Origin of the sequence: Streptomyces sp. NPDC014623 (assembly GCF_043088245.1) — a bacterium.
Taxonomy (GTDB): Bacteria; Actinomycetota; Actinomycetes; order Streptomycetales; family Streptomycetaceae; genus Streptomyces.
Window position 1 is genome coordinate 19,316 of sequence record NZ_JBIBZU010000035.1, and the last position, 13,592, is coordinate 32,907.

Annotated in this window: 7 protein-coding genes; 2 read left to right on the forward strand and 5 right to left on the reverse strand. The window is 72.4% G+C overall.

The window, feature by feature from the left end:
- Positions 1-23: 23 nt before the first annotated feature.
- The 5 genes from gntD to ACF1FZ_RS33325 form a co-directional block, all read right to left on the reverse strand.
- Entirely contained in the window at positions 24-1,028 is a 1,005-nt protein-coding gene (gntD, locus tag ACF1FZ_RS33305; protein WP_391777115.1) for a guanitoxin biosynthesis L-enduracididine beta-hydroxylase GntD, read from the reverse strand.
- Between the two features lie 79 nt (positions 1,029-1,107).
- Complete coding sequence (locus tag ACF1FZ_RS33310) at positions 1,108-5,562, reverse strand: amino acid adenylation domain-containing protein (RefSeq protein WP_391777116.1); 4,455 nt, start codon at positions 5,560-5,562, stop codon at positions 1,108-1,110.
- A 32-nt stretch (positions 5,563-5,594) separates the two neighbouring features.
- Complete coding sequence (locus ACF1FZ_RS33315) at positions 5,595-5,795, reverse strand: MbtH family NRPS accessory protein (RefSeq protein ID WP_006129821.1); 201 nt, start codon at positions 5,793-5,795, stop codon at positions 5,595-5,597.
- Positions 5,796-5,840: 45 nt separating this feature from the next.
- Positions 5,841-8,945 carry a condensation domain-containing protein gene (locus ACF1FZ_RS33320; protein ID WP_391777117.1) on the reverse strand — a complete coding sequence of 1,035 codons (3,105 nt, stop codon included), beginning with the start codon at positions 8,943-8,945 and terminating at the stop codon, positions 5,841-5,843.
- A complete protein-coding gene (locus tag ACF1FZ_RS33325; protein WP_391777118.1) occupies positions 8,942-9,715 on the reverse strand; it encodes a thioesterase II family protein in 774 nt (257 codons plus the stop codon). The genes ACF1FZ_RS33320 and ACF1FZ_RS33325 overlap by 4 nt, the downstream gene beginning before the upstream one ends.
- 333 nt (positions 9,716-10,048) lie before the next feature.
- Here ACF1FZ_RS33325 and ACF1FZ_RS33330 point away from each other — a divergent pair, with 333 nt between their 5' ends.
- Complete coding sequence (locus ACF1FZ_RS33330) at positions 10,049-12,028, forward strand: AMP-binding protein (RefSeq protein ID WP_391777119.1); 1,980 nt, start codon at positions 10,049-10,051, stop codon at positions 12,026-12,028.
- A 181-nt stretch (positions 12,029-12,209) separates the two neighbouring features.
- The coding region (locus ACF1FZ_RS33335) for a condensation domain-containing protein (protein ID WP_391777120.1) at positions 12,210-13,592 on the forward strand (1,383 nt) is incomplete at its 3' end.

The window sequence follows — 13,592 nt, forward strand, 5'->3', positions numbered from 1 at the left end:
CGCCTCGGTGTGTTCACAAGCCGTCAGAGCAGCACGCGCTCCGCCGGCGACTTCCGGTGCGCCCGCGACTTGCGCAGGTCCCGGGTGACGACCGCCTTCTTCAGCCAGCGGTCCGTGCCGTCGAACCGGGCCTTGAACGCGGCCCTGCCGTGCACCACCCGGTAGTTGTCGATGACCAGCAGGTCACCGGGGCTCACCACCACGTCGGTCAGGTTCCGCTGCAGCTCCGCGGTGAGCGCCTCCAGCGCCGCCGCCGCCTCCGGATCACCCGGCAGCGGCGACATGAACGCCGGATCGATCCGCAGGTACGGCCGGTCCGGGTGCCCGAACAGCACCGCACACGGCTCCGGTTCGTCCTCCATGAGCTGCACCGCGTGCGGGCTGCCCCGGTCCGCGGTGAGCGCCCGGGCGTGCCGGAGGTGCTCGGTGTCCGGCCGGATCAGGAACCGGGGCTGGCTCAGCACCTCACGGTGCTCGTCGCTCAGCACCACCTCGTCGACGTCGGCCACACCCGTGGGCACCGCGTCATGGTTCCGCAGCCCCAGCAGGAGCAGATAGTCGCAGCGGTACGGGTGGAAACCGTCCTCCGTGTGCCAGGCCAGCTCCACCATTCCGTGACCGCTCTGGTCGTTCTCGTGCGACGGCACCGGCAGCACGTCGTGCACCAGCCGCCCGTTCTGGAGCGTCGACCAGCCGAAGATGTCACCGAGGTGCGCCGTCGCCAGCGTCAGGAACACCTCGTGCACCTCCGACTCCGGCTCCCGAGGCGGTTCCCGCCAGTCCAGCGGCGTCGGCCCCAGCCGGCGGTCGTCCACCGGCAGGCCGCGCACGACCAGGCAGGACGCCTCCTCGGCGGTCCGGAACCGCCGCAGCTCCCGGATCAGACGCGGCGGCATCCGATGGGCCACCAGCGACAGGTCGTCCAGCAGGGACGGGGCACTGCTCGCCCCGTGGTCCCGCAGGACCGAGCGGGTCAGTTCGTCCAGCGCGGCCGCCTCGGCCGCGTCCAGGTCCACGTATCGGATCATCGGTGATCAGCTCCCGGTCGGTCCCTGCGGGAGTAATCGCGTGCTTCCACGAGCTCTCCTTGTTCTGACGGTCTGACGGTCAGTTGCCGGATCCCTGCGGAACGACGACGTCCTCGGGCGCGGGCAGATAGCCGCCGTCGACCAGGAACTGGAAGCAGGCGTGCGCCCACTCCTCGGTCACCGGCGGGCAGCTGATGCCCGACCCCTCGAGCGCCTCGGTCAGCACCCGGCACTCGTCCTGCGGGTCGATCTGCTTCTGCAGCTCCGGGTCGAGCGCGGCGTGCCGCATCGAGGCGACCCGCAGCAGCGGGGTCATCGGGAACAGGATGTGGTCCTCGTCGACGCCCAGCGCCCGCTGCCGCGCGTCCTCCTCGTCGATGACGTTGAGGTCGTAGCCGAACGACCGCAGCCACTGGTAGCACTGCGTCATCGTGGTGGGCGCCGGGTTGGTGATGTTGAAGTTCTTCCCGAAGTTCTCCTCCCGCAGCGACGTGTGGACGATGGCCTGCGCCGTGAAGTCCACCGGCACCGCGTTGATGACATCGTTGTAGAGGGGCAGCACCCCGAGGTCGAGGAAGCCCCGCAGGTACACGTACAGGTAGTCCGTGTGGTGCGAGGCGCCCGTCTGCGTGTGGCCGGTGATCATCCACGGCCGCTGCACGGTCACCGGGATGCCCCGGTCGCGGGCCAGGTAGACGATCCGCTCGGCCAGCCACTTGCTGCGCGGGTAGCCGGTGGGGATGCGGATCGGACGGCTGTCCAGGTCCTCCTCGGTGAACGGCCGCTCCGCCCCGGTGCCCATGAACACGTCCACGCTGGAAACGAAGTGGACCGACTTGAGCGTCGTGGTCGTGGCGAGCCGCAGCACCTCCTTGGTGCCCTCGACGTTGGCCGGCCGGGCGGCCTCGTACGGGTAGGTGAAGTTGACCACCGCGCCGCTGTGGTAGATCACGTCCAGCTCGGCCGCGGCGGCGGCCCACTCCGCCTCGCCCAGGCCGAGCCGCGGCTTGGCCAGGTCACCGACCACCATCCGCATCCGGGACCGGTAGGACTCGTCCCACGCGTGGTACTTGCGGAGCGTGGCCTCCATGCGCTCCCACGCCTCCTCCTCGTCCTCCGCCCGGACCAGGCAGTGCACGAGCGCATCCGTGCGCAGGATCAGCTCCACCGCCAGGAACGCGCCCAGATATCCGGTCGCGCCCGTGACCAGGGCGTGGCGCGGCGCGAACCACTCCGAGTGCGGCAGGTCCCCGGGGGTGATCTCCTCGGGCAGCGTGATCTCCGCGTGCAGCTCCTCCAGTTGCTGCGCGTACAGCACCTCGCTGTCCACGTTGTCCCGCTGCCGCCGGTCCTCCTCGATGGCCGCGGCCACGCCGGCCACCGTGGGCACCCGGAAGATCTGCTCGACCGGCAGCGTCACGTCGTGCGTCCGGGACAGCTGCGCCGTCAGCCGCGCCACCAGCAGCGAGTTTCCGCCCAGCTCGAAGAAGTCGGCCACCGCGCTCACCTTGGAGACGCCCAGCAGCGAGCAGAACGTCTCCGCGATCTCCGCCTCCAGCTGCGTCCCCGGCTCCACGAAGTCCTCGATGCCGAGGTCCGGGGCGGGCAGCGCGGCCGTGTCGATCTTGCCGTTCGGGGTGAGCGGCATCCGCTCCAGCGTCACGAACGCGCTGGGCACCATGTAGTCCGGCACCTGCGCCAGCACATGCTTGATCAGGGTCTCCTTGGTCACCACCCGGCCGACGACGGGGACCACGTACGCCACCAGGCGCGGCACGCCCGGCTGGTCCTCCCGGGCGATCACCGAGGTCTCGGCGACCAACGGGTGGCGCAGCAGGACGTTCTCGATCTCCGTCAGCTCGATCCGGAAGCCGCGGATCTTGACCTGGGTGTCGGCCCGGCCGAGGAACTCGATGCTGCCGTCCTGCCGGTAGCGGGCGAGGTCCCCCGTCCGGTACAGCCGGGCGCCGGGCTCCTCGGAGAACGGGTCGGGCAGGAAGCTGCCGGCCGTCATCCCCGGCCTCTTGACGTAGCCGCGGACCACACCGCCGCCGCCGATGTACAGCTCACCGGGGACACCGGGCGGCACCGGGTTGAGCCGCTTGTCCAGCAGATGCACCCGGGTGTTGGGGATCGGCCGGCCGATCGGCACCCGGCCGGACCCGGCGTCCTCGGCGGTCACCGGGTGCACCGACGCCCAGACGGTCGCCTCGGTGGGGCCGTACTCGTTGAACAGGGCCACGCCGGGGGAGCGCCGCCGGTGCGCCTCGACCAGGCTGGGCGGCAGCACCTCACCGGCCAGCACGGTCGTCCGCACCGAGGGGAACGGCTCCGGCTCGGTCTCCAGCAGCACCGAGTACTGCGACGGCACCCCGTCGACATGGGTGACGTCCTTGTCCCGGATTAGCGCACCGAGCAGCCGCGGGTCCAGCACCTCCGCCTCGGACGGCACGACGACGGTGCCGCCGCGCATCAGCGTCCAGTACAGACCGCCGCCCGACGCGTCGAACGTGAACGGGGCCAGCACCAGGTAGCGCTCCGGCAGCCCCGGCTCCTCGAGGATCGAACGGGCCAGTGTGGAGTGCGTGATCTGCCGGTGCTCCACCGCCACACCCTTCGGGCGGCCGGTGGAACCCGAGGTGTAGATGACGTAGGCCAGGTTGTCCGGCCCGATCTCCACGGCCGGCCGTGTCACCGGGCCGTCCGGATCGGCGGTCGGCACCGCCACCCGCTCCAGGTCCGCCGCCTTCCCGTCCAGCCCGTCCAGCGTTCCCTGGTCGCCGACGAGCACCCGGATCCCGGCCTCCTCCGCGATCGACGCGATACGGTCCGCCGGGTACGAGGGGTCCAGCGGCACGTACGCGCCACCCGTCTTCAGCACACCGAGCAGCGCGACCATCGTGTGCACCGACCGGTCCGCCAGCACGCCGACCAACGACTCCGGGCCCGCGCCGAGACCGGCGAGCCGCGCGGCCAGCGCCTCGGCCCGCGCCTCCATGGAGGCGTAACTCAGCTCCGCCGTGCTCGACGTCAGCGCCGGCGCGTCCGGACGGGACGCGGCGGCCTCCGCGACCAGCTCGTGCAGCAGCCGGGGCCCGGTGTAGCCGGTCGCCGTGGCGTTCCACGCCTCCAGCCGCTCCCGGTCCCGCCCGGACAGCAGCGACAGGTCCGACAGCGGACGGTCGGGGTCCGCGGTCGCGGAGTTCAGGAGCAGCAGCGTCCGGTCCAGGAACTGCTCGACGGTCGCCCGGTCGAACAGCGAGGTGTTGAAGTGGGCCCGCAGCGACAGCTCCCCGTTGCGGCGCACCGCGTACAGGTCGATGTCGTGCGGGGTCCACGTCACCGGCAGGTCGAGCCGGGTGGCGGTGACCCCGGGCAGCTCCCGGCTGCTCCACTCCTCCTCGAAGCCGAACAGCACCTGGAACAGCGGGGTACGGCTGAGGTCGCGCGGCGGGTGTGCCGCCTCCACGATCTGCTCGAACGGGAGCCGGGCGTGCTCCAGGGCTTCGTCCAGGGCCGAGTCGGTCCGCCCCAGCAGGGTGGTCAAGGACTCGCCGGCGCCCAGGTCGAAACGCACCGGCAGGGTGTTCTCCAGCGGGCCGACCAGGTTCTCGGCGCCCTCCTGCCACGACGGCGGCACGGGCACACCGACGGCGAACGCGCGCTGCTCGGCGTGGCGGGACAGCACCGCGGTGCAGCCGGCGAGCAGCAGCCGGGACAGCCGCCGCCCCGTGCCGGACGTGAACGCCTCCAGCCGGTCCCGCAGTTCCCGCGGCACCGCCACCGACACCACGTCCGCGTCGATGGTCTTCACCGGCGGCCTCGGCCGGTCGGTGGGCAGCTCCAGGGCGTTCAGACCGGCCGTGTGGTCGCGCCAGTACTCGATGTCCTTCTCGGCGTCGTCGCCGGTCAGCCAGGCGCGCTGGGCGGCGGCCAACGCCTGCGGCTCGGCGGCCGGCCCGGCGGCCTCCTCCCCACTCCCGCCGAGCAGCCGCGCGTACCCGGTGAGCACCTCGTCGGTGAACAGCCGCACCGAGCGCCGGTCGGCCACGAGCTGGTGGACCGTCAGCAGAAGGACGTGGTCCTCCTCGCCGAGCCGCAGCAGACTCGCCCGCACCAGCGGGCCCTGTGCCAGGTCGAACCGTCGGCGCGTCTCGGAGGCCGCTATGCGCGCCAGTTCCTCGTCGAGCCGGTCCGGGTCCACCTGGACCACCGGCAGCCGCAGCGACGCCACCGGCCTGACGGTGGCCAGCGGGTGACCGTCCACCGTGCGGAAGGTGGTACGCAGCACCTCGTGGCGCTGCACGGCCGTCGACAGGGCCTGCTGGAGCACGGCCTCGTCGGTCCGGCCGGTCAGCCGCACCGCGACGCTGGTCTGCCAGGGCCGCTTCTCGTCCAGCTGGATCAGCAGCCACAACCGGCGCTGCTCGAGTGTCAGGTTGCTGGTGACGTTCGCGGAGGCGTCCAGGAGGCCCGCCAGGAGCGCGCGCTTCTCCTCGGACGTCAGGGAACTGATCTCGTGCTGCCCGCTCATTCGGTGGACTCCCGTCCTAGTGTCGGATGCGATCAGGCGGAGCGTTCGCGGACCGAACGCGGACGCATGTCGGTCCACACCCGCTCGATGTGCTTGAGGCATTCCTGCTTGGTGCCGGCCGGGCCCGCGGCGGCCCAGCCCGCGGGCACCGCCCGGTCGGCGAACCAGATCGAGTACTGGTCCTGTTCGTTGATGACGACCTGGAAGACGGTGTCGGCGTCGTCGATGCCCATGGGGCCTCCTCGTGGTGGGTCGGATGACCGGTCCGGATGCGCCGGTCAGTTCAGATGGCGAAGGAGCTGGTCGATCTCGTCGTCGGACATCCCGGCGAGCTGGGCGAGCAGCGCCTCGTCGGCGGTCGGTCTGCGGTCGCGGGCCCGTTCCAGTTCCTCGATGGCCGCGGCGAGCCCGGCCGGGGTCGGCAGACGGAAGAAGTCGCGCACCGGCACCTGCAGACCGAACTCGGCCCGGACGCGGCTCAGCATCTTGGCGGCGAGCAGGGAGTGCCCGCCGAGCCCGAAGAAGTCGGAATGGACACCGATCACCGACAACCCGAGCACCTCCTGGAAGAGGGACAGCACCCGGCGCTCCACCCCGTTGCGGGGCGGCACCTGCGCCACCGGTTCGCGCGGCGCCTGCGCGGGCGGCTCCGGCAGGGCGCCCCGGTCGATCCCGCCGCCGGGGCCGAGGGGCAGTTCGTCCAGGACCCCGAACACGGCAGAGACCTGATGGCCGGGCAGCGCGGACCGGGCCCGGCCCCGGACGGCGGCGGTAAACGCCTCACGTTCCGCCTCGGTACCGGCCGGGACCGTGCCGTCCGGTACCAGCCAGGCGACCAGTCGGCTCCGTTCGGCATCCGTGGTCACCGCCGAGGCCGCCACCCCGGGGAGCCCGGTGAGCACCGTCTCGACGCTCGCCGCCGGGACGGCGCGGTCCCCGGCGAACAGCCGGCCCTCACCGGGCCCGACCACCTCCAGGGCCCCGTCCCCGGCCACGCGGCACCGCAGCCCCGCCGGCACGGCGCCACCCGTCCCGTCCGTGACGAACAGCTCGCCGACCAGACCGGCGGCCACGGGCCTGCCCCGCGCGTCCAGCACACTGCGGACCACACCGGCGGGCGCCGTTCCCAGCCGGCGCCCCCGCCCGTCGTCCAGCGGGGCGAGCGCGACCGGGGCCGTCACCCCGGGACCGGGGCGGCCCAGGAACACCGTGCGGCCGGTCCGCGCGAGCATGTCCACCAGATCGGACGCCAGCACCTCACCGACACACACCAGCCGTGCCCCCGGCGGGGGCTCCCAGCCCTCGGTCAGCACCCTCCGCCAGGTCGGCGGATCGGCCAGGACGAACGCGCCGGGCGGCCCCGGAGGAGCCAGCTGCACCCCTGACAGCAGCAGGCTGCGGGCGTGCGTCAACGCCATCAGCAGATCCACCGGTGACGGCGGGGAGCCGCCGTCCAGCAGCACCACGTCGTCCTCCGGGGTCACCGACAGCCGGTCCGCGACGGCCGCCACCGCGGCGGCCAGCGCCCGGTGCGACAGCGCAGCCCCCGCGCCCCCCGGGTCGGTGTCCCGCGCCGACCAGGCCGGCGCGTCCGGCCCTGACGGCCCGGTGTCCTCCGCCGGGTCGAACCGCGGACCGGTGGTGATCAGCCAGCCGCCGTCCTCCTCCTCGGCCCGCCGCACGAAGGCGCCCGCCCGGTCGTGCCGCTGCCCGTACGCGGGCACCGCCCCGACCTCGAACACCGCGAGCAGCACGGCGACCAGCGCCGCCGACGGCACCGGGGGAGTGGTCACCCTCATGCCCGGCCCGGCGATGCCCTCGGCGCGCAGCCGGCCGGCCAGATCCGACGCCCACTCACGCAACTCGCCCAGCGTCAGCACGGCGTCCGCCGACGACAGCACGACGCTGTCCGCGGGACGCCCCGCGAGCAGCTCCGCCACGGTCGTCCCCGCCGGAGACCCGGCCGCGTCCCGTTCACCCGCGGCCGGCGCCGGGGCGGCGTCGGCGGCCAGGGGCAGCGCCCCCACCGGGGCCGCCGGGTCCCGCAGCGCGTCCGTCAGCACCAGCCGGTGCAGCTCCACGATCCGGGCCGCCGTGGCCTCGTCGTACAGGCCCCGGTCGTAGTCCAGTTGCAGCCGGAGCCCGTCCCCGTCCGGCAGCACCGTCAGCCACAGGTCGAACTTGGCCGCCGTACGGGTCAGTTCCACCGGCGCCATCGTCAGACCGGGCAACCCAACCTCCGCCGGAGGGGTGTTCGGCATGGAGAACATCACGTCGAACAGCGGGTTGCGCTCCAGGGCGCGGGTCTGCCGCATCTCCTGTACCAGTCGGTCGAAGGGCATCCGGTCGTGCGAGAAGGCGCCGACACAGGCGTCCCGCACCACCGCGGCCGCCGTCCCGAACCCGCCGGACAGCGGCAGCCTGGCGCGCAGCACCAGGGTGTTCGCGAAGAACCCGACCAGACCTTCCGCGTCCGGATGGCGCCGCCCCGCCACCGGCGTGCCCACCACGACGTCCTCCTGGCCCGTCACCCGGGCCAGCGTCGCCATGAAACCGGTGAGTAGCACCATGAACAGCGTGCCGCCGGACTGCTTGGCCAGCTCCTCCAACGCGGCCGTCGTCGCCCCGTCCAGGCGCTCCTCCACCCGGCCGCCGTCCCCGCCACGCCCTTGCTCACGCGGGCGGTCCACCGGCAGCTCCAGCGGCGCCGTACCGGACAGCGTCCGCCGCCAGTGGGCGATCAGCTTGTCCATCCGTTCCCCGGCCACGTGCTCGTCCAGCCAGCCGACATAGTCGGCGTACTGCACCGCAAGCTCACCGAGGCCCGCCTCGCCGCGCTCCCGCAGCCCGCGGTAGGCGTCGGCGAGGTCCGCGTAGAACACGTCCACCGACCAGCTGTCGCACACCAGATGGTGAATCGTGACGATCAGCGTGTGCCGGTCCGCGGCCTCCCGCACCAGGACCAGCCTCAGCAGCGGAGGCACGTCCAGCGCGAACGGCGCCGACGCCTGCTCCCTGGCCAGCGACTGCACCCGGTCCTCGACCGCATCGGCCGGCAGGCCCGCGCAGTCGATCACCGGCAGCGACACCAGGGCCTCCGGCAGCACCAGCTGGTGCGGATCCCCGTCGACCAGGCCGACCCCGGTACGCAGGCTCTCGTGCCGCGCCACCACCGCGTTCACCGCCTGCTGGAGCAGCACGACATCCAGCTCACCCGTCAGCCGCACCGCGCTCACCACGTTGTACGCGGCGTTGCTCGACGGGTTCAGCTGGCAGACGAACCACAGACTGCGCTGCGCCGGCGCGGCCGGCAGCACGAAGTAGTCGCTGTAGTCCCGGGACTCGCCACTGCCGACACCGCCGGCGTACGAGGAACTGCTCACTGGGTTCCCGCCTCCCTCACGGCCGATACGCCGAGCGCCGCCCCGATATGGGCGACGACGCTCCTCTCCTGGTCCTGGACGAAGTAGTGACCTCCGTTGAACTCGTGCACCGAACAGTCCGCCGAGGTCTGCCGGGCCCAGCCCGCGTCCCCGTCCCGCACCAGCGGGTCCCGTCTGCCGCGCAGCACCCGCACCGGCACCGGAAGCGGCGGCCCCGGCACGTACGCGTAGGTCTCCGCCAGCGTCAGATCGGCCCGGATAGTGGGCAGCATCAGCCTGACGAGCTCCTCGTACGTGGGGAGGTCCTGCGGCTCCATCCCCTCCCAGGCCCGCAGCCGCGCCAGCAGCTCCGCGTCCGGCAGATGGTGGACCCGCTCCTGGTCCGCGTACTGCGGGGCGTCCCGGCCGGACACGAACAGCGCCGACGGCAGGGGCAGTTCCAGCTCCCGGAACCGCCGCAGCACCTCGAAGGCGACCAGCGCGCCCATGCTGTGCCCGTAGAACGCGTACGGCCGCCCGGTCAGCGGTGCGAGCGCCGGCGCCAGCGCGTCCACGAGCGCGGTCATCTCCAGGAACGGCCGCTCCCCGAGGCGCACCTCACGGCCCGGCAACTGCACCGCCGTGATCTTCAGCGTCGACGTGTACCGCTGCCAGTTCTGGAACATCGCCGCGCTGCCCCCGGCATGCGGAAAGCACACCACTTCGCCGGCCGGATCGGTGACGTCGCCGAAGGATCGGAACCAGCGGGAATTCGGTCGGGTCGGGCGCACCTCTACCTCCATGAGAGATGGCGAACGCAGAACGCGAGAATGCGGTGGACCGCCACCGGAACCGGCAACACCCGCCGGATCACGGAACGGAAATCAATAACCGCCGACCATATTCGTACCAGCCTTCTCGGAGGACACTCAACGACCACATGACCGACTGAGAGGTGAGCGATAAGGAAGTGAGAGTCGAGTGAGAGACAGCGCACTTTTAATTGCTTCGGCGCCGGAGTGTGCCGCCGTCATACCGTCCTGTCACCGAGCCCCGCACCCTCCGACACGCGATCCGCCGATCCGACACCGGGCCGCCCGCGGCCGAGGGAATGGAGTCAGCCGATGCCGAGCCCTGCCCGCCCCACACTGGTGCACACCCTCGTCACGCACGCCGCCACCCGCGGCGAACAGACGGCCTACGAGTACCTGCACGACGACGGGCGAGTGGACAGCCTCACCTACCGGGAACTCCTGGCCCGAGCGGTCAAGGCGGCGGCGCGACTGCGCACCGACTCCGGCAACAAGGGCCCCGCACTGCTGCTCTACCCGCCCGGCCTGGACTTCGTCGTCGCCGTCTGGGCCTGCTTCCTCGCCGGCGTCCCCGCCGTCCCCGCCTACCCGCCGATCTTCGGCTCGACCGACCGCATCGCGGCCCGCTTCACCCGGATGCTCGAGGACTCCCGCGCCGGCACCCTGCTGGCCGACCCGGACGTCCTCGGACTGTTCACCAGCGCCATGAGCCCCGAGGCCATGCCGCGCGTCCTCACCCTCGACGACGCCGGTACCGACAGTGACGCGACCGCGGACGCGAACCCCGACGTGGACGTCCTGGCCGGCCTGCTGCGCACCGCCGCCGCCCCCGAGGGCCCCGCTCTCATCCAGTACACCTCGGGCAGTACGGGACAGCCGAAAGGCGTCGTCCTGGAACACCGGAATCTCCTCGCCAACATCAGAGCGATCACCGACGTATTCAAACTGGACGAAACCGCCCGCGTCGTCTCCTGGCTTCCGCCCTATCACGACATGGGGCTCATCGGATTCATTCTCACGCCCGTCCACGGGGCATTTCCGGTCCGATTGATGTCCCCCGTGCATTTCCTCAAGAATCCGCTCGCCTGGCTGCGTCAGATCAGCGAACTCGGCATCACCCACACCGGCGGACCGAATTTCGCCTACGACCTGTGCGACCGGCGCGCCGCCACGGCCGACCTCACCGGACTCGACCTGAGCAGCTGGCGCCTCGCCTTCAACGGCGCCGAACCGATCCGCCCCGCGACCCTCCAGCGGTTCGTCGACCGCTTCGCCCCCCACGGCTTCCGCCCCGAGGCGTTCCTGCCCTGCTACGGCCTGGCCGAGGCCACCCTCATCGTCACCGGACACCACTGGACCGGACCCGACGACGGCGTGGACGAGGAAGGCCGCGTCGACTGCGGCCCCGTCATCGACGGACACACCCTCGTCCTCGTCGACCCCGACACCGGCACCCCCGTCCCCGAAGGCGCCGAGGGCGAGATCTGGATCAGCGGTCCCAGCATCAGCAACGGCTACTGGAACAGCACGGGCACCCCCGCCGGCGAACTCTTCGGCGTCCTCGACGGCACCCGTCACCTGCGCACCGGCGACCTCGGCCGGCTGCGCGACAGACACCTCACCGTCACCGGCCGCCGCAAGGACGTCCTCATCCAGAACGGCGTCAACCACCACGCCCACGACCTGTGCACCGCCGCGACCGAGGACAACCCCGCCGTGCGGGCCACCGCCGCCGCCTTCGCCGGTCCCGACGACGAGGTCGTCATCGCCGTCGAGGTCGCCGACCGGAACCACGACACGGCAGCGCTCGCCGCCGACATCCGCACCCGCGTCCTCACCGCCACCGGCGTCCGCGTCCACACCGTGGTCCTCTGCCCGCCCCGCACCATCCCCCGCACCACCAGCGGGAAGGTCCAGCACTCCCTGGCCCGCACCCGACACCTCGACGGCACCCTCGGCGGAACCGCCGTCACCGCCACACCGGCCACCGCCACGGCCGAGGACACGGAACTCTTCACCCTCTTCCTCTCCTCCCTCTTCGCCGCCGTCTGCCAGGTCCCCTCCTGCGGACCCGACGAGACCCTCGCCGCCATGGGCGGAGACTCCCTGCGGGCCGCCGAGATCGCCGCCGTCGCCGAGGACGCCCTCACCCTCGAGGTACGGGTCGAGGACGTGCTGCGCGCCCAGACCCCCCGAGAACTCACCGCTCGCCTCGCCCGCCGCTGGGCCGACGACCAGCTGCCCTACGCCGACGCACTGGCACGCGTCAGGACCTTGATGTCCCACGACTGACGCCGGCGACACCTACGCCCGACAGCCGAGCCGCCGGCAGCCATGCTCGGCAGCCGAGCCGACGACGCCCAACCCGGCGCCATAGCCGCCGACACCGATCCCCGGCAGCCGAGCCGCCGACACACACCCCCGGCAACCCAGCGGAGAACCACGTCCGGTGACCACACGGAGGACGACACCTGTGTCCGACAACCTTCAGGTATCCGCCGACCTCGGCCGCGACCTTCTCGCCCGCTGGCGCGCCCGCACACCGGACACCCCCGCACCCGCCGCCCCGCAGGCCAACCCGATCCAACTCGGCCTGCGACTGTTCGAGGAGATCCACCCGGGCACCGCCGCCAACATCCTCCGCTACGACGCCGAGACCGACGGCCTCCTCGACACCGACCGCCTCGCCACCGCCCTGCGCACCCTCACCCACCGGCACGCCGTACTGCGCACCACCTTCCCCGCCGGGGACCGGACCCGGTGCGCCGTCACCCCGGAGGCCGAAGCCGTACCCGACCTCACCGTCACCGACCTCGCCGACCTCGACGCCGACGCCGGCCGCGCCCGGGCGAGCGCCGAGGCGGACGCCCGCGCCGCCGCCCCCATGGACCTGGCGAACGGCCCGCTCTGGCGCGTCGCCGTCTGGACCCTCGCCGACGGCACCACCCGGCTACAGTTCCTCGCCCACCACATCGTGGCCGACGGCTGGTCCCTCGGCGTGTTCCTCGCCGAACTCGACGCCCTCTACGCCGGCCGCCCCCTCGGCCCTGCCACCCCGTTGCCCGAAGTTCCCGCCACTCCCGACCCGGCCGACCTCGCAGCCTGGCGCGACCGCCTGGCCGACGCCCGACCGCTCTCACTGCCCACGGACCAACCCCGGCCGAACACCCGCCGCTTCCACTCCGGCCACACCGACGTCACCCTGGACGCCGACCTGATGCGCCGCGTCCAGGACCTGGCCGACAGCAACGCGATGACACCCTTCATGGTGCTGCTCACCGCCTTCCATCTGACGCTGGCGAGGACGGCCGGACACTCGGACATCACCGTCGGATCACCCATCGCCACCCGTGAACGCCACCACGCGCCGGGCGCCATCGGCCCCCTCGCGACCATGCTCGCGCTGCGCACCGACACCACCGGCGCGCGCACCGTCCGTGAGGCGCTCCACGCGGTCCGGGACACCTGCCTCGACGCGTACAGCGGCGCCCATGTGCCCATCGAGACGGTGGCGGAGCAGCTCGGCCGGCGGGGCGCCGCCCTGTTCGACGTCCTCTTCGTGCTCCAGCCACGACCGGCGGAGTCCCGCCTCGGGAACCTGCCGGTCCGCCCGATGGTGATGGCGCCCGTCACCATCCGCAACGACGTCGAGCTGTACCTCTTCCAGGGCGACGACAGCATCAGCGGCTTCCTGGCCTACGACACCGACCTGTACGCCGCCGACACCGCCACCCTCCTCGCCGACCGCTTCCTCACCGCTCTCTCCGCGTTGGTGGAGTGCCCGGATGCCGTGTTGGCCGAGGTGGATGTGCGGTCGGTGGGGGAGCGGGAGCGGTTGGCCGCGGTGTCGGTGGGT